General features: G+C 63.7%; 24 protein-coding genes. 17 read left to right on the top strand and 7 right to left on the bottom strand.

Annotated elements, in window-relative coordinates:
* The first annotated feature begins 2 nt into the window (after positions 1-2).
* The 4 genes from QP802_RS09790 to QP802_RS09775 all read left to right on the top strand — a co-directional run bounded on the left by QP802_RS09790 (position 3) and on the right by QP802_RS09775 (position 2,431).
* Positions 3-371, top strand: coding sequence for a hypothetical protein (locus QP802_RS09790; RefSeq protein ID WP_256021612.1), 369 nt, complete (start codon positions 3-5; stop codon positions 369-371).
* A 71-nt stretch (positions 372-442) separates the two neighbouring features.
* Positions 443-1,723 (top strand): DUF445 domain-containing protein, encoded by a 1,281-nt coding sequence (locus QP802_RS09785; RefSeq protein ID WP_284818597.1) that lies wholly within the window; start codon positions 443-445, stop codon positions 1,721-1,723.
* Between the two features lie 13 nt (positions 1,724-1,736).
* The gene (locus QP802_RS09780) at positions 1,737-2,126 is read left to right on the top strand and encodes a CGLAU_01105 family protein (RefSeq protein WP_145945274.1); all 390 of its coding nucleotides are present in this window, start codon (positions 1,737-1,739) and stop codon (positions 2,124-2,126) included.
* Positions 2,126-2,431 (top strand): DUF2516 family protein, encoded by a 306-nt coding sequence (locus QP802_RS09775; protein ID WP_256472911.1) that lies wholly within the window; start codon positions 2,126-2,128, stop codon positions 2,429-2,431. Before QP802_RS09780 ends, QP802_RS09775 begins: the two co-directional genes overlap by 1 nt.
* 6 nt (positions 2,432-2,437) lie before the next feature.
* Here the strand turns inward: QP802_RS09775 and QP802_RS09770 are convergent, their stop codons facing one another.
* The 3 genes from QP802_RS09770 to QP802_RS09760 are packed head-to-tail and all read right to left on the bottom strand — an operon-like array spanning position 2,438 to position 4,459.
* Positions 2,438-3,166, bottom strand: coding sequence for an LmeA family phospholipid-binding protein (locus QP802_RS09770; protein WP_256021616.1), 729 nt, complete (start codon positions 3,164-3,166; stop codon positions 2,438-2,440).
* 5 nt (positions 3,167-3,171) lie between these two features.
* Entirely contained in the window at positions 3,172-3,990 is an 819-nt protein-coding gene (locus QP802_RS09765; protein ID WP_071573648.1) for a class I SAM-dependent methyltransferase, read from the bottom strand.
* The gene (locus QP802_RS09760; RefSeq protein WP_070975192.1) at positions 3,983-4,459 is read right to left on the bottom strand and encodes a DUF2505 domain-containing protein; all 477 of its coding nucleotides are present in this window, start codon (positions 4,457-4,459) and stop codon (positions 3,983-3,985) included. The genes QP802_RS09765 and QP802_RS09760 overlap by 8 nt, the downstream gene beginning before the upstream one ends.
* Between QP802_RS09760 and QP802_RS09755 the strand changes: the two genes are divergently transcribed.
* On the top strand, positions 4,421-5,479 hold the full coding sequence (locus QP802_RS09755) for a UDP-N-acetylmuramate dehydrogenase (protein ID WP_284818592.1): 1,059 nt from the start codon (positions 4,421-4,423) through the stop codon (positions 5,477-5,479). The two genes, QP802_RS09760 and QP802_RS09755, sit on opposite strands and share 39 nt — an antisense overlap.
* Before the next feature lie 4 nt (positions 5,480-5,483).
* On the opposite strand, the gene QP802_RS09750 is transcribed toward QP802_RS09755, so the two are convergent.
* Entirely contained in the window at positions 5,484-7,199 is a 1,716-nt protein-coding gene (locus QP802_RS09750) for a long-chain-fatty-acid--CoA ligase (RefSeq protein ID WP_370687326.1), read from the bottom strand.
* A gap of 30 nt (positions 7,200-7,229) precedes the next feature.
* Complete coding sequence (locus tag QP802_RS09745) at positions 7,230-8,927, bottom strand: long-chain-fatty-acid--CoA ligase (RefSeq protein WP_284818590.1); 1,698 nt, start codon at positions 8,925-8,927, stop codon at positions 7,230-7,232.
* A 127-nt stretch (positions 8,928-9,054) separates the two neighbouring features.
* Between QP802_RS09745 and QP802_RS09740 the strand changes: the two genes are divergently transcribed.
* From QP802_RS09740 to QP802_RS09725, 4 genes are all read left to right on the top strand, one after another.
* Positions 9,055-10,023 carry a MinD/ParA family ATP-binding protein gene (locus tag QP802_RS09740; protein ID WP_070363214.1) on the top strand — a complete coding sequence of 323 codons (969 nt, stop codon included), beginning with the start codon at positions 9,055-9,057 and terminating at the stop codon, positions 10,021-10,023.
* A gap of 13 nt (positions 10,024-10,036) precedes the next feature.
* Positions 10,037-11,302 (top strand): D-inositol-3-phosphate glycosyltransferase, encoded by a 1,266-nt coding sequence (gene mshA / locus QP802_RS09735; RefSeq protein ID WP_284818588.1) that lies wholly within the window; start codon positions 10,037-10,039, stop codon positions 11,300-11,302.
* Positions 11,303-11,528: 226 nt separating this feature from the next.
* The gene (locus QP802_RS09730) at positions 11,529-12,494 is read left to right on the top strand and encodes a S1 family peptidase (RefSeq protein ID WP_256007640.1); all 966 of its coding nucleotides are present in this window, start codon (positions 11,529-11,531) and stop codon (positions 12,492-12,494) included.
* A gap of 32 nt (positions 12,495-12,526) precedes the next feature.
* Positions 12,527-12,979, top strand: a complete 453-nt coding sequence (locus QP802_RS09725; protein WP_143000818.1) for a hypothetical protein — start codon at positions 12,527-12,529, stop codon at positions 12,977-12,979.
* Between the two features lie 93 nt (positions 12,980-13,072).
* Here QP802_RS09725 and QP802_RS09720 read toward each other — a convergent pair whose 3' ends face one another.
* Positions 13,073-14,188, bottom strand: a complete 1,116-nt coding sequence (locus tag QP802_RS09720; protein WP_284818585.1) for a chymotrypsin family serine protease — start codon at positions 14,186-14,188, stop codon at positions 13,073-13,075.
* A 50-nt stretch (positions 14,189-14,238) separates the two neighbouring features.
* On the opposite strand from QP802_RS09720, the gene QP802_RS09715 reads away from it, so the two are divergent.
* The 3 genes from QP802_RS09715 to QP802_RS09705 are packed head-to-tail and all read left to right on the top strand — an operon-like array spanning position 14,239 to position 16,858.
* A complete protein-coding gene (locus QP802_RS09715) occupies positions 14,239-14,985 on the top strand; it encodes a phosphoglyceromutase (RefSeq protein ID WP_070363602.1) in 747 nt (248 codons plus the stop codon).
* 9 nt (positions 14,986-14,994) lie between these two features.
* On the top strand, positions 14,995-16,134 hold the full coding sequence (locus QP802_RS09710; RefSeq protein WP_083290798.1) for a sensor histidine kinase: 1,140 nt from the start codon (positions 14,995-14,997) through the stop codon (positions 16,132-16,134).
* Positions 16,135-16,159: 25 nt separating this feature from the next.
* Entirely contained in the window at positions 16,160-16,858 is a 699-nt protein-coding gene (locus tag QP802_RS09705) for a response regulator transcription factor (protein ID WP_070477372.1), read from the top strand.
* Here QP802_RS09705 and QP802_RS09700 read toward each other — a convergent pair.
* On the bottom strand, positions 16,840-17,715 hold the full coding sequence (locus QP802_RS09700) for a DUF3109 family protein (protein WP_070363207.1): 876 nt from the start codon (positions 17,713-17,715) through the stop codon (positions 16,840-16,842). The two genes, QP802_RS09705 and QP802_RS09700, sit on opposite strands and share 19 nt — an antisense overlap.
* 33 nt (positions 17,716-17,748) lie before the next feature.
* Here QP802_RS09700 and QP802_RS09695 point away from each other — a divergent pair, with 33 nt between their 5' ends.
* The 5 genes from QP802_RS09695 to QP802_RS09675 all read left to right on the top strand — a co-directional run bounded on the left by QP802_RS09695 (position 17,749) and on the right by QP802_RS09675 (position 20,915).
* Positions 17,749-18,705 (top strand): Ppx/GppA family phosphatase, encoded by a 957-nt coding sequence (locus tag QP802_RS09695; protein WP_284818582.1) that lies wholly within the window; start codon positions 17,749-17,751, stop codon positions 18,703-18,705.
* Positions 18,705-19,436 (top strand): hypothetical protein, encoded by a 732-nt coding sequence (locus QP802_RS09690; protein ID WP_284818580.1) that lies wholly within the window; start codon positions 18,705-18,707, stop codon positions 19,434-19,436. Before QP802_RS09695 ends, QP802_RS09690 begins: the two co-directional genes overlap by 1 nt.
* Before the next feature lie 45 nt (positions 19,437-19,481).
* Positions 19,482-20,285: a pyrroline-5-carboxylate reductase gene (proC, locus tag QP802_RS09685; protein ID WP_256000721.1), complete on the top strand. Its 804-nt coding sequence runs from the start codon at positions 19,482-19,484 to the stop codon at positions 20,283-20,285.
* A gap of 209 nt (positions 20,286-20,494) precedes the next feature.
* Positions 20,495-20,686 carry a helix-turn-helix domain-containing protein gene (locus tag QP802_RS09680; RefSeq protein WP_070363204.1) on the top strand — a complete coding sequence of 64 codons (192 nt, stop codon included), beginning with the start codon at positions 20,495-20,497 and terminating at the stop codon, positions 20,684-20,686.
* 127 nt (positions 20,687-20,813) lie between these two features.
* The gene (locus QP802_RS09675; protein ID WP_003855542.1) at positions 20,814-20,915 is read left to right on the top strand and encodes a 30S ribosomal protein bS22; all 102 of its coding nucleotides are present in this window, start codon (positions 20,814-20,816) and stop codon (positions 20,913-20,915) included.
* Positions 20,916-21,149: the final 234 nt, after the last annotated feature.

Below are 21,149 nucleotides of genomic sequence, written 5' to 3'. Positions count from 1 at the left end.
CGATGGCGTCCCAACATGCTGTAGCTGATATCCGCAGTGAATCGTTCCCTGAGTACGAGGGCAAGATTCAGGACCTGTACGTCGAAGGCTACGACCCGGTGTCGTACTCCGCGCCGCACTCTTCGCTGCTGCGCTACTCCACGTGGGTAGCGATGGGCCTGATCTTGGCGTCACTGTTCGGTATGGGGCTTGCCATCTGGGGCGCAACTGTTGGCACGTACGGGTATGGTGCGTCTGCTGAGGTCAGCAGCCAGCTCATCCTGTACGGCCTCGTAGAGGCGGTTGTGACGTTAGCACTCGGCGCGTTCCTCATCGTGAAGGGTCGCGCGGCCTACCGTCAGTACCGCGAGCAAACCGGTCGCGTCAACTAGCGGCTACCTCCAGGTCTCCCCGTCACCACGCTCAATATGGTGGCGGGGAGATTTTTGCTTTAATCAAGTGCATGGCTACACACGCGTTAATGGAGCTCACCGAGGCGGACGAACAGCGCCGCAGGACACTGCGGAAGTACAAGATCGGGGTGACGGCCCTGCTTGGGCTGATGGCCGTGATCTTCCTGACGTGTTCGTGGTGGCAGTCGCAGGGTACCGCGCCGTTGTGGGTGGGGTACGTGCGCGCGGCGGCGGAGGCCGGGATGGTTGGCGGGCTGGCGGACTGGTTCGCGGTCGCGGCGATCTTTAAGCATCCGATGGGGCTGCCTATCCCGCACACGGCCCTGGTGCCGAACAAGAAGGACCAGGTGGCTGACGCGCTGAGTGACTTCGTGAGTGAGAACTTCCTCAACGCGGAGACCATCACCGAGAAGGTGATGGCGGCGGGCATCCCGGAGCGTGCCGGAAGGTGGTTGTCGCTTGAGAAGAACGCGAAGCGGGTGTCGGAGGAGGTCGGCAAGTTTACGGTCAAGGCCGTCGAGGCGGTCGACCCTGCGGAGGCTGAGGAGTTCCTCAACTCGCAGGTCATTGACCGGTTCGCGGAACCGATCTGGGGCCCGCCGATCGGGCGCGCGCTGGAGGGCTTCATCGCGGACGGCAAGATCGAGCCGGTGGTCGACGACATCGTCGCCTGGGGCAACGAGCGCCTCGTCGGCATGGAGGACGCCATCGTCCGCACCATCGATGAGCGCATGCCCGCTTGGGCGCCGAAGTTCGCCAAGGACCTGGTCGGTGCGAAAGTTTATAACGAGCTGGTGGCGTTCATGACGGACGTCGATAAGGACAAGGACCACGAGGCTCGCCGAGCTATTCGACGCCAAATCAACCAGTTCGCGCAGGACCTGCAGTTCGACGGCGCCATGATCACACGCGTGGAGGAGCTGAAGGCGGACGTGATGGCGTCGAATGCGGTGCAGAACGCGGCCGCCGGGCTGTGGGGGCAGGTGTCGGCGGCGATTATTGAGTCGGCGTCGGACCCGGAGAGCATGGTGCGTCGAAAGATAGCGCTGACGGTGCACGAGTGGGGCGAGAAGCTTGTCAACGAACCCGAGACACGGCAGGCGGCCGAGCGCAACCTGCAGAAGTGGACGCACTTCGCGGCGGAGAACGGCGCGGGGCAGATCGTCGGCATTATTTCGGAGACGATTCAGAAGTGGGACGGGCAGGAAGCGGCCGACAAGATTGAGCTGATGGTGGGCAAGGACCTGCAGTACATTCGTGTCAACGGCACCATCGTAGGTGCATTAGCTGGACTTGTTATATACGCTGTGTCACAGTTGCTGTTTTTCTAAAAGGAGAAGGATTATGTCTGAGAACAATTCTGGTCTGCGCGATATTGCGGATGCGTTGCTGGTTGCTGGGCAGTCGGTCGGAGAGGCCGTCGGCAAGCTGGGCGGCGATGTGACTGAGCAGCTGAAGCAGGCTGTGGACAACGCTCGTAGCACGTTTGACGGTGCGGGCGACGACAAGGAGCTCAAGGACGCAGTGTCCTCCTTTGCGAGCGACGCCGAGTCCATCGTGCGCAACATCGGCGACTCCGCCGAGGCCGGCGAGGCTAAGGATGCGTTCAAGCTGGTCGCTGAGGAGATCCGCGACGCGTTCGGCAACATCGACGCTGATGACGCGAAGCAGCGCATCGAGTCCGTGGTTGCGCGTGTGCAGGAGCGCGTCGCTGACCTTGGCGGCAAGAAGTAATGTCCCTCACTGCTGAGCAGTTGATCATGTCGCTGCCCGTGATGGCGAACGCGCTGCTGTTTTGGGTGCTGGCCATCGCGGGCATTGTGGCGGCGGTGATGGCGGCGTCGACGCGCCCGGACGCGTTTGAGGCGGCGGGGCGTCAGTCGAAGGGCACGTGGGTGGCCATTCTGGCCGGTTCCGCGTTTGCCTGCATGCTGTCGTTGCCGTTCGTGGCGTGGATTGGCGCGGTCGCTATCGGTGTGTACTACTTCGATGTGCGGCCGCAGATCAACAACATTTTGCGGGGGAATTACGGCTGGTAAGCAGGCCTACTGCTGGTAGGCCTGAAGTTCGGCGAAGTCCACGTTGTGGCCCTGCATGGTAACGCGGAGGCCGCCGGGGACGACGTCGAAGCCGGTGATGCGCATCGTCTGGTCGGTGTACTCGGCCACGCCGTTGGTGAGGGCCTCGGTAATCGCGGAGGAGATCTCATCCGGCAGCGTGTTGCCGAACAGCGAGGTGTCGACGGCCTGGACGGAGAACCCTCCGGCGTCGTCAATTTCGGGGTGAAGTGAAACCGCAGCGGCGCCACCGCTGAACTCGACGGTGAAGGTGCCGTCCTCGGGGGAGGTGGTCACCTCGGACACGTTGATGAGCGCGGAGAGGAAATCGCTGCCGATGTTCTGCTGCAGCTGCGTGTTCAGCATCGCGCGCACGAACTCACTCGGGACCTCGGTAGTTGCGGTTAGGGTGTCCGCGACGGACTTGCCGCTGGCGTCAACCTTGATGGAGTCCATCTCCACAGTGGAGGCTGGCTGGCCGGTGGTTTCGTCGCCGTTGACCACCAGTGTGGATGGCGTGGTCACCGTGACGTGCGGGATGGTGCCGCGCAGCATGCCCAGCGTCAGGGGGGAAGCGCCGAAGGAAACCTCGGTGCCCTCCGGGGCTTGATCGCGCATCTGGCTGCCGATGTAGGCGCGTGAGCCGGCCTCGGCGGCGATGAACAGGACCAGGATGGCGGCGAGGATGCCGATCAGGACTTTCCAGACGGTTTTCATGCGCACTAGTGTAGCGACTCACCTTTGGGCGCCACAGCCGCCCAGTCGACGGTGACGGTGTTGTCGCTGAGCCGACGGCGCACCGGGGTGATCGGCCAGTCGCGGGCAAGGGCCTCGCGGGCGTGGCGCCACCGCACCCGGGGGCCGTGCGGCTCCCAGCCGGCGGCGTGTTCCCAGGCGGAGTCGGCGTCGCGAAGAAAGTCGTGGATGGGCTCGCCCGGGACGTTGCGGTGGATGAGCGCCTTCGGTAGGCGTTCGGCGAGGTCGCTGGGCGTCGAAATGTCGAATGGGTCCCAGGACAGGGTGAGCGTTTGGGGGCCGGTGGCGTCGAGAAGCACCCAGGTGCTGCGGCGGCCGAGCTCGTCACAGGTGCCCTCGATGAAGAGACCGCCGGGGGCGAGCTTAGAGGTGACGGTGCGCCACACGTCGGGGACTTCCGCGACGTCGTACTGGCGCAGCACGTTGAACGCGCGCACAAGCTGCGGTTGGTAACCGGCGAGCTCGAAGCCGCCGAGCTCGAAGCGGACGCCGTCGCGCGGCGGAAGTACCCGCTCGGGGTTGATCTCCAGGCCCACGACCTCGACGTTGGGGTTGATGCGCCGCAGCCAACCCGCCCACTCACAGGTGGTGGTGTGGGAGGCGCCGTAGCCGACGTCGAGCGCTAGTGGGGTTCCTTCGCGCAAAAGCGAAATGACCCGCGCGTTGTGGCGGGTCCATCGATCGCAGCGTCGCAGCCGGTTGATGCCGGTCGTGCCCCGGGTGATCACCCCGTAGGGCTGCCCGTGGCCCGCCTGCGAGCGCAGATTGTGGTGATGCTTAGAGATTGTTGGTGATCCATTCCTCGGTGAGCTTCGCCTCGTTCTCGACGATCTCCTCGAGCGCCTCAGCAACCTTCGGCTCCAGCGCAGCGCCCATGAACGGGATGTCTACCTTTGCCTCGTTGTCGTAGGCCAGGGAGGTGGTGTCGCCGTTGTCGGTCAGCGTGATCTCGCCGCCGAAGTCGACCGGGGTGCCCTTGACGTCACCGGTGAAGGTGATCGGGTCCGTGCCGGTGTTGACGGTGCGCTTCAGCTTCAGGTCCTGCGAAATCATGGCCTGCGCTGCCTCAGGCAGGATGGACTTCGGCAGGATCTCGAAGAGGACGGCAGTGGAGCCGTCGAACTCGTGGAGCTCGCCCGGTTCGGGGGAGAGCTTCTCCGCGATGAACGCCCAGTAATCCTTGCTTGCGAAGGCGTCGCGCACCTTCTGGGCAGGATGGTTGATGGTTACGGTGATTTCACTACGTGCAGTCATAGTGAACAGACTACCGTTGATGGGGTGTCTGATACATCTTTTGCCTCAATGACAACTCTGCGCGTCGGCGGCACCCCCGCTGATGTGATCCGCTGCGACACCGCCGAGGACCTCGCTGCGACGGTCGCGCGTCTCGACGCCGCAGGCGCGCCGCTGCTCGTCGTGGGCGGCGGCTCCAACTTGGTGGTCGCCGACGGCCCGCAGGCAGTCACTGCTGTGCTCGTGCGCAACGCCGGCATCGAACTTATCGACGCCACCACCCTCCGCGTCGGCGCCGGCACCGTGTGGGACGACGTGGCTGCGTACGCCGTCGAGCACGGCCTGGCGGGCATTGAGGCCCTGTCCGGCATCCCGGGCTCCGCGGGTGCCACGCCGGTACAGAACGTGGGGGCCTACGGCGCCGAGATCGCTGACGTGCTGCACCGCGTCCGCCTGTGGAACCGAGAGACCGGCGTGGACGAGTGGGTTACCCCGGAGTCGTTGGAGCTGGCATACCGCTACTCCAACCTGAAGTTCACCCACCGCGCCGTGGTCCTCGAGATCGAGCTGAAACTGACGAAGTCGGACCTGTCGGCGCCGCTGCGCCACCTCGGCGGCAAGCGGGTCCCACTCGCGGAGGCACGCGCATCCGTCCTGGAGACGCGCCGGGCGAAGGGCATGGTGCTCGACTCAGCCGACCACGACACCTGGTCCGCGGGCTCCTTCTTCACCAACCCGGTGGTGGACGCCTCGGTCGCAGATGTGATCGGTATTGAGGGGATGCCGCGCTACCCACAGGAGGACGGGCGTGTGAAGCTCTCCGCCGCCTGGCTCATCGAGCGCGCCGGGTTCCCCCGCGGCTACCCCGGCGAGCACGCCCCGGCCCGCCTGTCCACCAAGCACACCCTGGCGCTCACCAACCGGGGCAACGCGAAGGCCGACGACATCGTGGCGCTCGCCCGCGACGTGCAGGCCGGCGTGGAACGCGCCTTCGGCGTCCGGCTGGTGCCGGAGCCGGTGTGGGTCGGGATGTCGATTTAGTCACCTACAAGCGGGACAGTAGCTCCTCCTGCACCTTGCGGCGCGACAGCTTGCCCAGCTGGTCCTTCGGCAGTTCCTCGAAGTGGTAGAAGGTACGCGGCACCTTGTAGCGGGTGAGGTTCTTGCGCGCGAAGTCCTTCAGGCCCTCCGGGTCGAGTGGGGCGCCGTCGCGAAGCGTGACGCAGGCGACGACGTCCTCTGAGCCGTCCTCGCGTGGGCGGCCGACGACGGCGACGTCGACAACATCGGGGTGGGTGCGCATGACGGTTTCCACCTCGGCGGGGTAGACGTTGAAGCCGCCGGTGATGATGAGCTCCTTGAGGCGGGAGACGAGCTTGATGAAGCCGTCCTCCTCCATGACGCCGAGGTCGCCGGTGCAGAACCAGCCGTCGTGGAAGGCCTGCTCGGTGGCTTCCTTGTTGTTGAGGTAGCCGGAGAAGACCTGCGGGCCGCGGGCGAGGATCTCGCCGGGCTCGCCGTAGGGCATGTCCTCGTCCAGGTTGTCGGGGTTGACGATGCGGATCTCGGTGTCTGGGAAGGGGATACCGATGTAGCCCGCGCGGCGGTCCGCGGTGCCTGGGTTGCCGATCAGGATCGGGGAGGTCTCGGTCAGGCCGTAGCCTTCGACGAGGTGTCCGCCGGTGACGCGTTCCCACGCCTCGATGGTTTCCACAGGCAGGGAGGCCGCGCCGGAAAAGCCGGTGTTGACGCCCTCGATGTTGAGGCCTTCGTTGTTGGCGGCGTCGATAATTCGCTCGAACACGGTGGGCACGCCGGGGATGAAGGTGGGCTTGAACTTCTTGATGGAGCTCATGACAAGGTCCATCTTTGGCGCCGGGAGCAGGTCCACTTCGGAGCCGATGAGCACCGTGAGCGTGAGCGAGAAGGTCAGGCCGTAGGCGTGGAAGAACGGGAGGGTGGCCAGCATGCGCTGCTGCTGCGTGGACTGCAGGTCCTTGACCCAGGCGACGCCCTGCCACGCGTTGGCGTGCAGATTCTTGTGCGTGAGCACCGCGCCCTTGGGCTCTCCAGTGGTGCCGGAGGTGTAGAGGATGAGCGCTGGGTCGTCGGGGGCGATGTCGGCCTCGGTGGCCAGATCGTCGCCCTCGCCGCCGATGGCGGAGCCGAGCAGCGTCTCCCACGGCACCGTCTTGAGTACGGTGTTGGAGCTTTGCACGGTGAGCTGCTCGCGGGCGTTGCGGATCTTCGCAATCGGGATGCGCAGCGCGAGCTGCTGCAGCTTCGGCATCGCCTTGGTCATGTCGACGGAGATGACCGTCTCCAGGTCTGTGGTGGCGCGCAGCGTTTCGAGGGTGTCGGCCGCCTTGTCCCAGGCGATGGCCACGCGGGCACCGTGGTTCTGGAACTGTGGGCGAAGCTCGTTCGCGGTGTAGAGCGGGTTGTGCTCGACGACGACGCCCCCAAGCTTCTGCACCGCGAAGAACGCGATGACGTGCTGCGGGCAGTTCGGCAGCAGGATGGCTACGCGGTCACCCTTGCGCACGCCGAAGGCCTTGAGCCCGGCGGCGGCGCGACGGACTTCCTTGTCCAGCTCGGCATAGGTCATGGAGCGGCCGAAGAACCTGGTTGCCGGTTTGTCTGCGTTGCGTTCCAGGTTGTCGTCGTAGATGCCTGGCAGTGTAGTGAACCCGTACTCGAGCGAGTGCGCGGTCCACTCGGGGTAGTACTGCAGCCATGGCTTTGTGGTGTTTGCGTCCAAGGTCATGGCCCTACCCTACGCTACCGTAACCTATTGTGTGGACTGCAGCATGGCGACCAGTTCCTGCTGGACCGCGCGGCGTCGGACCTTGCCGGTCTGGTCCCGGTTCAAGTCCTCGAAATGGTAGAAGGTGCGCGGCACTTTGTAGCGGGTCAGACGCTGGCGAGCGTGCTCCTTCAGGCCTTCCGGATCGAGCGGGGCGCCGTCGCGAAGTGTGACGCACGCAACGACGTCCTCGGAGCCGTCCTCGCGCGGGCGGCCGACGACGGCGACGTCCTCGACGTCCGGGTGGGTGCGCACGGCCTCCTCGACCTCGTCCGGGTACACGTTGAAGCCGCCCGTAATGATGATTTCCTTGATGCGGGCCACCAGGCGGATGAAGCCGTCGGGCTCCATGACGGCCATGTCGCCGGTGCGGAACCAACCGTCGTGGAAGGCCTGCTCGGTGGCCTCTGGGTTGTTGAGGTAGCCGGAGAACACCTGCGGGCCGCGCGCGAGCAGCTCGCCGGGCGCGCCGTCGGGCATGGTCTCGCTGGGGTTGTCCGGGTTGGCAATGCGGATGTCGGTGTTCGGAAACGGCACGCCGATGTAGCCGGGGCGCCGGTTGCCGTCGAGGGGGTTGCCGCACAGGATCGGGGAGGTCTCGGTCAGACCGTAGCCCTCGATGAGCTGCCCGCCGGTGACGCGTTCCCACAGCTCAATGGTGCTTTGCGGCAGGGTTGCGGCGCCGGAGATCGCGCTGTGGAAGGAGGAGAGGTCCACATTCTTTTCGACGGCCCACTGCGCAATCCGCTCGTATAGCAACGGCACGCCGGGCAGGAGGGTCGGGCGAGTCTTCAGAATGGCCTGCTGGTAGAGCTTCGGCTTCGGCGCCGGGACGAGCACGATCTGGCCTGCGACGGTCAGTGGGAACCCGTAGTTCAGGGCCAGGCCGTAGATGTGGAACATTGGCAAGATGGCGAGCACCTTCTCGTTGACGGCGCCCCAGTCCTTGACCCACTGTGCGCCGGCGACCAGGACGGAGAGCACGTTGGCGTGCGTCAGCGGCACGCCCTTGGGGGTGCCGGTGGTGCCGGAGGTGTACAGGATGAACGCGGTGTCGGACTGTGCGATGGTCGGCAGGTTCGTTGGTGTGGCGGGCTTCGCCACGAGGGATTCCCACGCGATCGCCTTCGGCGCTGGTGTGTGCAGTTCCTCGCGCTGGGCGCGCACCGACCCGAGCGGGACCTTGAGTGCGAGCTGCAGGTGGCGGGGCATGGCGTCGATAAGGTTGACGGCGATGACCGTCTCGAGCGCCGTCGTTTCCTGCAGCGTGTGGAAGGTCTCGGCCTCCCGGTCGAACACGATGGCCACGCGCGCGCCGTGGTCCAGGAACTGTTTCTCCAGCTCGTAGGCGGTGTAGAGCGGGTTGTGCTCGATGGCGACGGCCCCGATGCGCAGGATCGCGGTGATGGCGATGACGTGCTGCGGGCAGTTCGGCAGTGCGATAACAACGCGGTCGCCGGGTGCCACGCCGAGGCGCTGCAGGGCGGCAGCGAGGCGGTTGACCTGCTCGTTGAGGGCTTGGTAGGTGAGTGTTTTGCCCATGAACCAGGTGGCGGTGCGGCCCGGGTGGGTGGTTGCGGCGGTATTGAACAGGCTGACGAGGGTGTCGCTGCCGACGATCGGGTTCGGGTCGGTCCATTCGGGGTAGTGTGCGAGCCAGGCTTTGGTTTCGTAGGCGCCCATGAACACTCCTTTGTTAGCTAGTCGAAAGTAGGTGAGGGAAAGTATAACCTACGGGTTGGTAGGTTTTGCTAGTTTTCCACATCAGGTACGCTCGTGAGCCATTGGGGAAACACAAGGGGGGATTCCATTGACCACATTTTTCGACGCCACCACTGACCTCACACCGCCAACCGGCCTCGACCAAAGCAACCTGGTCGATCCCGTGAAAGCACCGCCGAAACAGGGCTGGCGCAAACTTGTCCACAGCGCCAGCCGCGGCCGCATCAACCCGGGGCGCTCCCGCGCCCAAGCCGAACGCGACGAACTCATCGACGCCATCCGTGCACCCCTGCGCGGCGACTACCGGATTGCCGTCATGTCGCTGAAAGGGGGCGTCGGCAAGACAACAACAACCATTGCTCTCGGCGGCGTCTTCGCCGAAACCCGTGGCGACCGCGTCATCGCTATCGACGCCAACCCGGACCTCGGCACGCTCGCGCAACGCGCCACCGCCAACTCACCCGCCACCATCCGTGACCTCCTGCTCGCGCAGGACACCTCGCGGTACCCGCAGGTCCGGGCATTTACCAACCAGGCCAGCTCACGCCTCGAAGTCATCGGCTCCGAACGCGACCCGGCCGTTAGCGAAGCCTTCTCCGAACTTGATTACCGCAAGGCCATCGACATCCTGCAACACCACTACAACGTCATCCTCACCGACTGCGGCACCGGCCTCATGCACTCCGCCATGGCCGGCGTCCTCGACCTGGCCAACGCGCTCGTCCTGGTCACCTCGCCAGCCCTCGACGGCGCCCAGTCCGCCGCAGCTACCCTCGACTGGCTCAGCCTCCACGGCTACGACCAGCTCGCCTCCAATGCGGTCGTCGTCATTAGCGCGGGCGCGCCGGGCAAACCCACCATTGATATGGAGCGGCTCACCGAACACTTCGCTGCCCGCACCCGCGCCGTCCACGCCATCCCATACGACCGCCACCTCGCCGAAGGTGCCGTCGTCGATATGGACCGCCTCGCACCCGACACCCTGCGCGCCTACCAGCAGCTCGCCGCGACCGTCGCAGCCGACTTCGGGTCGTGGCACCGCCACGCCGTGATGTAATACGCTGGCGAGCATGCGCGTCGCCATGATTTCAATGCACACCTCGCCCCTCGAGCAGCCCGGCATCGGGGACGCCGGGGGGATGAACGTGTACATCCTCAACATCGCCCAGCAGCTCGCGCGCCAGGGCATCGAAGTCGACGTGTTCACCCGCGCCACGCGCCCCAGCCAGCCACAAATCGCCGAGGTCGAGCCCGGCTTCCGGGTCATCCACATCGTCGCCGGCCCCTACGAAGGCCTGCCCAAAGAGGAACTGCCCACGCAGCTCGCCACGTTCGCCGGCGGCATCGTACAGTTCTGCCGAATTTACGACGCCCACTACGACATCATCCACGCCCACTACTGGCTCTCCGGCCAGGTCGGCTGGCTCCTCGCCGAACTTAGCGACGTCCCCCTCATCTACACCGGCCACACCTGGGCCGCCGTCAAAAACGCCTACGCATCCGGTGCCGAAAGCTCCGAAAGCGAAGCCCGCCGCATCTGCGAACAACAACTCGTGGACAACGCCGACCGCCTCGTGGTCAACACCGAAGACGAAATCACCGAACTGTCCCGCCACTACGACGTCGACGCGGGCAAAATTGCCGTGGTCACTCCCGGCGCCGACACCGAGCTCTACACCCCCGGCACCAACCGCAACACCGAAATGTCGCGCCGCCATCTCGGCATCCCCGTCCACGCCAAAGTGGTCGCCTTCGTCGGCCGCCTCCAAGAATTCAAGGGGCCGCAGGTGCTCATCCGGGCCATCGGCAAACTGGTTCGCGACGGCGTCGACTACCCCCTGCGTGTCCTCATCTGTGGAGGCGCCTCGGGGGGCGGGGTGAGCGTCGATACGTACCAGCGCCTCGCCGAGGAAGAAGGCGTGGGCCACATCGTGCGCTTCCTCGGGCCGCGGCCGCCCCAAGAACTCGTGAACGTCTACCAAGCCGCCGACATCGTCGCCGTGCCCAGCTACAACGAGTCCTTCGGCCTCGTCGCCGTCGAAGCCCAGGCCACAGGCACCCCCGTGGTCGCCGCGGCCGTCGGCGGCCTGCCGATCGTCGTCGCCGACGGCCAAACCGGCACCCTCGTCCCCAGCCACGACCCCGCCGACTGGGCCAACGCCATCGGCACCCTCCTCCGCGACGACGACACCCGCATCGCCATGGGCCAAGCCGCCGTCGCCCAAGCCAGCAAGTTCAGCTGGCGCGAAAGTGCCCACGCCCTCACCGGCATCTACCAGGACACCCTCGACCACTTCGACCGCGGCCTCTGCGACCGGAAGGCCATCGGGAGCTAACTGCATGTTTGGGGGAGCCCGGTTTGGGCTGCGGCCAAGAGATTTTAATAACGTTCTGGTCGAGGTACTGGAAGCGTGTGATGCTGGTGGTTATTCAAAATAGGCATCGGGTCGGGTGAAATGTATTCAGAGTATGTAGCACCAATTATGACGTAAATACTGGTGGGACTGTGCTACGATCAAATCGAAAAGGATCGGACCGTTAATCTTTCGTTAAGGAGCTACTGTGCGGTATCGAGTTTTGGTTGAGGGTCTTCTGCTTGTCTTCGCTTTTGGCGCTGTAGGGACGCCGGTGAGTGTTGTGCAGGCTCAAGAGGCTGGAGAGCAGGTCAATGAGTTATATGAAGGTGGTGAGGAACAACATTGGGTGGATGAGTCTGATGGAAATGAACCGTACGATGAGGGGTTGGACTGGTTCACTACCAATAAAACTCCTACATACGACAATAGGATCGGTGCCTTATATTTCTCTGACGGATTAAAATCGGAGCGAACATGTACAGCCAACTATATTGGAGATTATTACTGGCTGACGGCTCGGCACTGTGTTGAGGATGAATTGAATTCAATTGGATTTATCCAGCAGTCTGATGGTGAATTTGCCGGGATTGAGTTAATTGAAATGGCTCCCGACCCGGAGCACGATCTTGCGCTCATACGTGTGGGAACTGGAATTAATGCTAGAAAATTTGAGTTGAGTGCGAGGCCGCCACGAGTGGGTGACGGCGTTCGAGTAATTGGCTATTCGGGGCAGGTTGGGCAGCGCAATAATTTTTCGTCGGCAGCAGACTTTCGTGTGGGGGTAGTTGATTACCTGGTTCATACCACCAGGGGAGACGTTTACTCCGATCAAGTGCGTTTAGACCCAACCGGCGACGCCAATTTGTGTCACGGTGACTCTGGTGCAGCGGTTTTTGCCGGGAATGAGATAGTTGGGGTTGCTTCGACTACTGAAATCCAGAATGATAGCTCTGGGCGGAAGCAGTGCATTGGGTCTGGATCGGCTGCAAAAATCGACTCGAATTTGGGTTGGATACAAAAAACGGTACAAAATCAAAGCTTGACTCAAGCTCAGAAGCACCGAGCTTGGCGGGGCGGTGTTACGGCGAAATTTAATCGTAAGTCCCTTGGTGTCCATGAGCGTTCGAAGCTCCCAGGCAGTTCTTGTGGGGGATCGTCGTGCGGAAAGTAAAGAAGATGCAGCGAAGATTTCTAGTGTGTGGCATGACTGCGTTGGTTACAGTTGTGCCTGGGGTTACCCACGGTGTTGGTGCAGCGGTTTCGGTTGACCAAACTGTGGGAGCAACAGTGGCGTCGAGCAAAACAGACAACGTGTTCGATTTCGCTGATGCTATGTGGTATGTATTCAAGCATCGTGAGGAGTCTGAAGAGATGAGCGAGGCGATGCGCTGGGGGGTGACATCAGAAGAAGAAGCAGCGAAGTGTCGTGAGCTGAAGAAGTCTCCAGTCCAGCCTGCAATTGGTGGCCCAATTTGTCCATCTCAGGCATATACGTCGGCAGACGTGGCCCTAGCGAAGTATGCCTCCACGTTTGCCAAAGGGTCGCCTATTTTGGCCTTGCGGATAGCTCTAGCGGTCTTGGCCGTTCTTGGTGGGGCTGCCTATGCGGTAGGTCCACATTTATCGAATTGGGGTGTTCCAGTCCCCTGGCTGTGATGACGTAAAAACCAACAGACTTAAAGGTTTTCGTACAACACCTCACAAAGATAAAGATGATGCCTTAACCGATCGCCACCGCACCGCCCCGGACTACCGCCCGATCGCCTCCACCGCCGCGGCGGCACCCCACTTGCCGAGCTGCTGCGCGTGGTGATCGACCGCACCTGAGACGTCGGCGGCGAGGCGTTGTGCCTGCTCAACAGTGCGGACCTGGCCGGCGCGCTGGGCGGCAACTTCGGCGTCACGTTGGGCGGCGGTGACGGCCTCGTCGAAGCCTTGCTTGCCGGTCTTGCTCGGTTTCAGTTCGGGGTTGTCCTGCATGATCTGGCCCATCAACGCCCCTTGCTCCTGGTTGAGTGGGGTGAAGTCGCCGTGGGGCGCGGTGGAATCGGGGAGTGCGAAGGCTTCGTTGACTTTGCCGTCGGGGACGTTGAAGGCGTCTTCGATGATGCGGTCGGCACGCTGGGCTTTGCCGAGGGGTCCTATGCCCATGGAGCTGACGCCGAGGACGGCGCCGTCGCGGGGGTCGTAGTTGATGCCGCCGGAGTCGCCGTGTTCGTAGCGCAGGCCCCAGGAGTAGATGCTGTTGCGGGAACGCGCGAGTTGGTGGCCGCAGGTGCGGCCGGTGGTGGCGCCGTCTTTGCAGATGGGCTGGCCGAAGTTGGAGGTGTCGAAATAGTTGTAGGGCAGGTTGCGGGTGTCCTGGATGTAGCGCAGTTCGCGGGGTGCGCCGTGGGCGTGGCCGTTGGCGTCGCGGGAAAAGGACATGCGGGTGGCTGGGGTGTCGGGGGCGGCGGTGACGACGCCCCAATCCGGGGTGTTGACGGTGTCCCAGAAGAACTGTGAGGGGAGGTAGACGTCGGCGTAGTCGGTGGAGGGTTTGAGGTTGGTTGGGGTGCCGATGGGGCGGTAGCTGGCGTCGATAGGCACTTCGACGCGGTGGGTGCGCATGACGTCGGTGGGCTCGTTGTCGACACCCTCGGAGAGGTCGAAGCAGTGGCCGGCGGTGAGCATGACGAGCTGGCCGTTGATGGTGCCGCTGAAGCCTTGGGAGCAGGACGCGGCGCTGGCGTGTTCGGGGATGGAAATTGTGTGATTGCCCACTCGCATTGTGGTCGGCGGCTGCTCCGGGAGGACGCGAAATGGCGCTCCAGGTGCGAGAAGTGCGGCAGTGAGCGCGGCGGCGACGGCGTTGGCGTGGATCATGAGACCCAACCTTAAAGAAAAATCATACGATTCGTGGCATGATTGGTGCCATGACGAATGGAAAGTTGATTCTTGTCCGTCACGGACAAAGTGAATGGAACAAGTCCAACCAGTTCACCGGCTGGGTCGATGTCAATCTGACCGAGCAGGGTGAGCAGGAAGCCGTCAACGCCGGTAAGTTGATGGCAGAAAAGGGCGTGCTGCCGGACATCGTGTTCACGTCGCTGCTGCGTCGTGCGATCCGCACCGCGAACATCGCGCTGAACGCTGCGGACCGTCACTGGATCCCAGTTGTGCGTAACTGGCGCCTCAACGAGCGTCACTACGGCAAGCTGCAGGGCCTGAACAAGGCCGAGATCCGTGAGAAGTACGGCGAGGACCAGTTCATGAGCTGGCGCCGTTCCTACGACACTCCGCCACCAGAAATCGACGCCGACAACGAGTACTCCCAGACCGACGACGTGCGTTACGCGTTCCTCCCAGAGGTGCCACGCACGGAGTGCCTGAAGGACGTTGTGGAGCGCTTCCTGCCGTACTACATCGACGTCATCCTGCCTGAGGTTCTCGACGGCAAGACGGTCATGCTGGCTGCGCACGGTAACTCGCTGCGCGCGCTGGTGAAGTACCTGGACAACATCTCCGACGATGACATCGCTGCCCTGAACATCCCGACCGGCATGCCGTTGGTCTACGAGATTGACAGCAAGGGCAAGGTGCTCAACCCAGGCGGCACGTACCTCGATCCGGAGGCGGCTGCGGCAGGTGCTGCTGCGGTTGCTAACCAGGGCCAGAAGTAAGTAGCCACATTGTCCCCGCTACTGGCGTTTTTAGGGGGCGTAGTTCTCGCAGCGCTTGCTGCACCGTTGGTGCGGCGGGCGCTGCGTTGGCGTTTACGCAACCGGGTTGATGGTGGTTCGGATTCCCGTAGGGCGGCCACGATTAGTGAGGTGCTGCAGCTGGCGGTGCAGGGCTCGCCGACGGGGATTGCGGTGATGAACCAGGAGGGCAAGGTGTTGCTCTCGAACGCGAGGGCGCACGATATGTCGCTGGTGTATGACCGCACGGTGCAGCCGGAGGTGTGGGACACCGCTCAGCAGGTCTTTGAGGATCAGGAGACGCACGTCCTTGACCTTGACCTGCCGATTCGCGCGACGGGGTCCCGCATTCGGAACGTGCGCGTGGTGGTCAAACCGCTGACGCTGACGGAGAACTCCTACGTGATTGCTTACAGCACGGACGAGTCGGAGAACGTGCGGATGGAGCACGCGCGCCGCGACTTCGTGGCGAACGTCTCGCACGAGCTGAAGACGCCGGTGGGTGGGATGGCGCTGCTCGCGGAGGCACTGCTGCAGGACCCGGATGACCCGGAGATGGTGGACTACTTCGGCACGAAGGTGCTGAAGGAGGCCCACCGGATGGGCGACATGATCACGGACCTGATTTCGCTGTCGAAGCTGCAGGGTGCGGAGGCGTTGCCTGAGATGTCGCCGGTGAGCCTCGACGAGGTGATTGACGACGCCATCACCCGCAACCACGTCACCGCCGAGGGCCGCAACATCGACCTGATCCGTGGGGAACCCACCGGGATTACGGTGATGGGGGACCAGTCGCTGCTGACGTCCGCGGTGAGCAACCTGGTGTCGAACGCCATTAACTACTCGCCGGACGGCCAGCCGGTGAGTATTACGCAGCAGGTGCGTATGTCCGGGAAGCAGAAGGTGGCGCTTGTGCGCGTCACTGACCGCGGGATCGGGATTGCACTGGAGGATCAGAAGCGCGTGTTTGAGCGTTTTTACCGCGTCGATAAGGCGAGGTCGCGCTCGACTGGGGGGACTGGCTTGGGTTTGGCCATCGTGAAGCATGTGGCGCAAAACCACGGGGGTACTATCAGAGTGTGGTCGCGCCCGGGGACCGGGTCGACTTTCACGCTCGAGTTGCCGATGTAGCTTTTGCAGGAGGGTTTCCCTAACCGTGTCTACGAAGATCCTGATCGTTGAAGATGAAGAGTCCCTGGCGGATCCGCTGTCGTATCTGCTGGAAAAGGAGGGCTTTTCCACGGTGTGGGCGGCCGACGGCCCCGCGGCGCTTGAGGCGTTCGAGGCCAACGACGTCGACCTTGTCCTGTTGGACCTGATGCTGCCGGGCATGAGCGGCACGGATGTGTGCCGGAAGCTGCGCGCGAGTTCGTCGGTGCCGATCATTATGGTCACGGCGCGCGATTCGGAGATCGATAAGGTGGTGGGCCTCGAGCTCGGCGCGGATGACTACGTGACCAAGCCGTACTCGACTCGCGAGCTCATTGCGCGCATCCGGGCGGTGCTGCGCCGCGGCGGGGAGTCGGCGGCGGAGGAAAAGGACGAGCCGAGCCGCGACGTACTCATCGGCGGCCGCGTCACTATGGACGTCGAGCGCCACAGCGTGCTTGTCGACGGCCAACCAGTCCGCATGCCGCTCAAGGAGTTCGACCTGCTGGAGTACCTGATGCGCAACGCCGGCCGGGTGCTTACGCGTTCCCAGCTCATCGACATGATCTGGGGCGCTGACTACGTCGGCGACACCAAGACCCTGGATGTGCACGTCAAACGGCTGCGTTCGAAGATTGAGGAGGAGCCGTCGAAGCCGAAGCAGCTGGTGACGGTGCGCGGCCTGGGCTACAAGTTCGAGGCCTGATCGCTGGCCGGGTGCGTGGTCTTCGCCTCACGGGGGAGTTTCGCGCGGGCGGCGCAGTGCGCGGCGAGGACCTCGTAGGGTTTCTCGCCGATGAGCTGCTGTAGCTCCTGCTTCATCGACTGCCACACGGGTGTACCGCCGGTGTGGCAGGCGGGCGCGTCGGTGCACCACCAGTCGAAGTCTTCGCCGCCGCCACCCCACTGGCGACGGTCGTACTCGCCGATGGTGGTGCGCAGGATCTCTTGGCCGTCGGCGCGTTCCTCCCAGGAGTCCTCTCGGGAAAACGGGACCTGCCAGCACACTTCCGGTTTGGAGCCGATGATGTTGCGGCCCTCCGCCATCGCCCACTGGTGCAGGGAGCAGCCCGGGCCGGTCTCGGCGCCGTTGCGGTTGGCGAAGATGCAGGCGCCATCCACCACGCGCGTCTTGATGTGTGGGCCGTCGTCCTCTTCTTCGGTGTCGTCCCATTCCAGCCAGGGCTCCAGGATGGTGGGGTCGGCGGCCGCGATGTAGGAATCGACGTCGCGGGGGCGCAGCTGCCAGTACTTCGCAGGCATCTCGGCGACCGCATTATAGAGGTCGTCGCGGTCCGTTTCGTCGGAGAGGTACGCGCCGTGGATGCAGCAGCCGACAACGGAGAAGTCCTCATCAATCCCGTGGCATTGCGGTGTGCCGAACCGGCAGGACCAGGTGGATTCCACCCACGTCAGGTCGATGCTGAAGTAGTGCAGCGGGTCCTCCGGGTGCATGAACACGAACCATTCGCGGGGGAAGTCGGTGGGCACTTCGCGTCCCGCGAGGATCGAGCGGCCGGCGGGGGATTCGGCGGGGAATCCGAGAAAAACTGGTTGATTCACACCAACACACCGTAGACGCACTACGCTGAGGGTGTGCGATTAGGTGTATTAGACGTAGGCAGTAATACGGTGCATCTCGTGGGGGTAGATGCCCGCAGCGGTGGCCGCCCCACCCCGATGAGTGACTGGAAGCAGCCGCTCCGGCTCGTCGAACTCCTCGACGACGAGGGCAATATTGAACCTCGGGGCGTCGACAAGCTTGTCGACGCCGTGGGGGAAGCCGCAGGTCTAAGCAGCAAGCTGAAGTGCGAAGAGTTCCTCGCCTTTGCGACGTCCGCCGTGCGCTCGGCAACGAACTCCGAGGAAGTGCTCAAGAAGGTTGAGAAGAAAACCGGCGTGCGCCTCGAAGTCCTCTCCGGCGAGGAGGAGGCGCGGCTGACGTTCCTCGCGGTGCGCCGCTGGTACGGGTGGTCCGCCGGGCGCATCACCAACCTGGACATCGGCGGCGGCTCCCTGGAGATGTCCACCGGCACCGAAGAAAGCCCCGACCTGGCCGTGTCCCTCGACCTGGGCGCCGGGCGGCTCACCCACGAGTGGTTCGAATCCGACCCGCCCGAGCGCAAAAAGATCAACCTTTTGCGCGACTACATCGACGCTGAACTCGCCGGGCCCGCCCGCGAGTTCCACGGGCTGGGGGAGGCGGGGCTGGCCGTCGGCACCTCGAAGACGTTTCGCTCCCTCGCTCGGCTAACCGGCGCTGCACCCTCCTCAGCTGGGCCTTTCGTGAAGCGAACCCTCACCGCGCCGGGCCTGCGCCAGCTCATCGCGTTCATCTCCCGCATGACCGCAGCCGACCGCGCGGAGCTCGAAGGCATCAGCGCTGACCGCTCCCACCAGATCGTTGCGGGTGCCCTAGTTGCAGAGGCTGCCATGCGAGCGCTTAAGCTTGATAAGTTAGAGATCTGTCCATGGGCGCTACGAGAAGGCGTGATCCTCCGTTGGATCGACCAAGGGCATGACTTAGGAGATGACGAAGGAGACAACGACTGATGTCTGAGGACAAGCAGCTGACGGTTGCGGAGCTCCTCGCCCGGGCCCAGAAAACCAACCCGGACGTGGGCAAGCGTCCCCGCCGACGCCGCAGCTTGGAGGAAGGCGGCGTCTCGGTCGCGGAGCTGACCGGCTCCTTCAAGGCTGTCGACGCCCGCCCGGCCGAAGCGAAGCACTCCAGCGTGCCACTCGACGCACCAGCCGAACCCGCACCGGCGAAGCCTGCTGCTGAAAAGGCAGAGCCCGCGGCTGCAAAGCCTGCGGCCGAGAAGCCGGTTGACCCGCCCGCGGCTGCCGCGAAGGCCAGCCCTTCCGAGGACGAAACGACGCAGATCCGCGTCGTGGAGGACACCAAGGAGCCAGCGCAGCGCACCAAGGCTGAGCCTGCTGAGAAACCCGCTGAGGAAGACAGCCTCGACCTCTTCGACGACGACCATGTAGAGGATGTGGACGTCGAAAAGGTGGAGCCTGAAGCCGACGACGGCGCCGTCAACCCCATCATGCTGGTGCTCTTCGTGTTCATCGGCGTGGTTCTGGGCGTGCTCGGGTTCATGCTGTTCAGCTGGATCTGGGCGAACCTGGCAACCGCACTCGCAGCCATCCTGGGCGCCGCCGCTGTTGCGGGCGTCGTCTTCGGTGTGCGCGCGATGCACACTGGCCGCGATGGTCTGACCATGACGCTCGCGGGCGTTGCCGCCCTGGTCATGGCGTTCGGCCCGGCCCTGCTCTAAGGGCGTTTTCCACCACAGTGCCCCCGTGGCGCTAGTGTGTGGTGCATGGAAAAAATCGCAATCATTGGCGTTGGCAATATCGGCGAGGCCCTGCTGCAGGGGCTGATCGCCTCAAAGGTTGAACCGCACCACCTCATTGCCACCTGCCGCTCCGAAGAGCGCGTGGCGGCGCTCGCCGAGCGCTACGCCATCCAGGCCACGACGGACAACGTCGAGGCCGCCGCCGACGCCGACGTTGTCTTCCTGTGCGTCAAACCCAACCAGATCATTGACGTTATCGGGGAGATCGCGGAGACCGTCGCGAGCAACTCGGTGCCCACCGTGCTCGTCTCGATGGCAGCCGGCGTCGACATCGCCGACATGGAAGAGGCCATCTCGTCCGCGGGCACTCCGATCATGCGCGTGATGCCCAACACCCCGATGCTCGTGGGCAAGGGCGTGCTCGCCGTCTCCGCCGGCCGCTACGTGGAAGACGAGCAGCGGGAGGCCGTCGAAAAGCTGTTGACGTCCGCGGGCCGCGTCGTCGCCGTCCCAGAAAAGGCGATGCACGCCGTCACCGCGCTCTCGGGCTCGGGGCCCGCCTACTACTTCCTGCTCACCGAAGCACTTATCGACGCCGGCGTTGCCCTCGGACTGCCCCGGGACCTCGCTACGGAACTGGCCACCCAAACCTGCGCCGGCGCCGGAGCGCTCCTGGACCAGCACCCCGACCCTGTCGGCCTGCGCGCCGCCGTCTCCTCACCAGGCGGCACCACCGTCGCCGCGATCCGCGAACTCGAGGAGTCCGGCCTACGCGCAGCGATCTACCGCGCCACCGACGCCTGCGCGACGCGCTCCGAAGCTTACTGAGCCGATTGCGCCGGTTGCGCCGGTTGCGCCACAGCAGTCACCGCTTTCACACCAGATACGGGGTGTTTCTCCAGGCACTTTGAAAAATTATCGGCACATGAGTCGCATTAGGCCCAGTGTTCACGATAAGGTTGTTTGAAGCACGTGCGTGTTTCGTCCTGCAGGAGGGGAAGCCTGCAGCGCGACCGTGCTGAAGGGTTTATGAATTAATGGCAAATGAAGATAAAGGCAAGTTCTTAACCGTCGCTGAAGTCGCCGAAATTATGCGCGTCTCCAAGATGACGGTCTACCGCTTGTTGCACTCGGGTGAGCTGCCGGCAGTACGCGTCGGCCGTTCCTTCCGCGTCAACGAAACGGCGGTCAGTGAGTACCTTGAATCCTCCGTGTACGACGTCGGATAAATAGCACTCACCTTGCCCGAACCTTTTTGAGTGCCAAACACCTTGGTTGTATGCTTACACCCATTGCGTGCACCCCGGGTGGATGCCGGCACGTCAAGAACGTACTACGAAGAAACGAGGAAGCCTTATGGGTTCAGTGATTAAGAAGCGCCGCAAGCGTATGTCCAAGAAGAAGCACCGCAAGATGCTTCGTCGCACGCGTGTTCAGCGTCGTAAGCTTGGCAAGTAAGCTTTTGCAGCGCCCGCACCACATGGTTGGAGCGGGCGTTTTTTCATGCGTGTGGCTCGCGCTCCATACCGGTGAGCGAGCGAATTAGCCTGGGGAAATGCGGTTGTGGGCGTGGCTAAAACCCAAATGGTAGTAACAGGATTGTAGTAATCCCCGTTTGGGAGCGCGGACATTTCGTTGGAGTGTTGAGGGCTGGAAGGTATTCCGATGCCCGCAAAGTTCCCCGACACCGTC

It is taken from the genome of Corynebacterium sp. UMB10119B (assembly GCF_030228125.1).
GTDB classification, from domain to species: Bacteria; Actinomycetota; Actinomycetes; order Mycobacteriales; family Mycobacteriaceae; genus Corynebacterium; species Corynebacterium pseudogenitalium.
The sequence above is the reverse complement of the archived record's forward strand: the minus strand, read 5'-3'. Positions and strand labels throughout refer to the sequence as shown.

Bases quoted from the DNA above. Each gene is read 5' to 3' on its own strand.
- QP802_RS09680 (WP_070363204.1), top strand. From the start codon at position 20,495: ATGGCAAATGAAGATAAAGGCAAGTTCTTAACCGTCGCTGAAGTCGCC.
- QP802_RS09720 (WP_284818585.1), bottom strand. From the start codon at position 14,188: ATGATCCACGCCAACGCCGTCGCCGCCGCGCTCACTGCCGCACTTCTC.
- QP802_RS09715 (WP_070363602.1), top strand. From the start codon at position 14,239: ATGACGAATGGAAAGTTGATTCTTGTCCGTCACGGACAAAGTGAATGG.
- QP802_RS09760 (WP_070975192.1), bottom strand. From the start codon at position 4,459: ATGACTGCACGTAGTGAAATCACCGTAACCATCAACCATCCTGCCCAG.
- mshA (WP_284818588.1), top strand. From the start codon at position 10,037: ATGCGCGTCGCCATGATTTCAATGCACACCTCGCCCCTCGAGCAGCCC.
- QP802_RS09785 (WP_284818597.1), top strand. From the start codon at position 443: ATGGCTACACACGCGTTAATGGAGCTCACCGAGGCGGACGAACAGCGC.
- QP802_RS09745 (WP_284818590.1), bottom strand. From the start codon at position 8,927: ATGGGCGCCTACGAAACCAAAGCCTGGCTCGCACACTACCCCGAATGG.
- QP802_RS09675 (WP_003855542.1), top strand. From the start codon at position 20,814: ATGGGTTCAGTGATTAAGAAGCGCCGCAAGCGTATGTCCAAGAAGAAG.
- QP802_RS09790 (WP_256021612.1), top strand. From the start codon at position 3: ATGGCGTCCCAACATGCTGTAGCTGATATCCGCAGTGAATCGTTCCCT.
- QP802_RS09690 (WP_284818580.1), top strand. From the start codon at position 18,705: ATGTCTGAGGACAAGCAGCTGACGGTTGCGGAGCTCCTCGCCCGGGCC.
- QP802_RS09780 (WP_145945274.1), top strand. From the start codon at position 1,737: ATGTCTGAGAACAATTCTGGTCTGCGCGATATTGCGGATGCGTTGCTG.
- QP802_RS09775 (WP_256472911.1), top strand. From the start codon at position 2,126: ATGTCCCTCACTGCTGAGCAGTTGATCATGTCGCTGCCCGTGATGGCG.
- QP802_RS09725 (WP_143000818.1), top strand. From the start codon at position 12,527: ATGACTGCGTTGGTTACAGTTGTGCCTGGGGTTACCCACGGTGTTGGT.
- QP802_RS09770 (WP_256021616.1), bottom strand. From the start codon at position 3,166: ATGAAAACCGTCTGGAAAGTCCTGATCGGCATCCTCGCCGCCATCCTG.
- QP802_RS09755 (WP_284818592.1), top strand. From the start codon at position 4,421: ATGGTTGATGGTTACGGTGATTTCACTACGTGCAGTCATAGTGAACAG.
- proC (WP_256000721.1), top strand. From the start codon at position 19,482: ATGGAAAAAATCGCAATCATTGGCGTTGGCAATATCGGCGAGGCCCTG.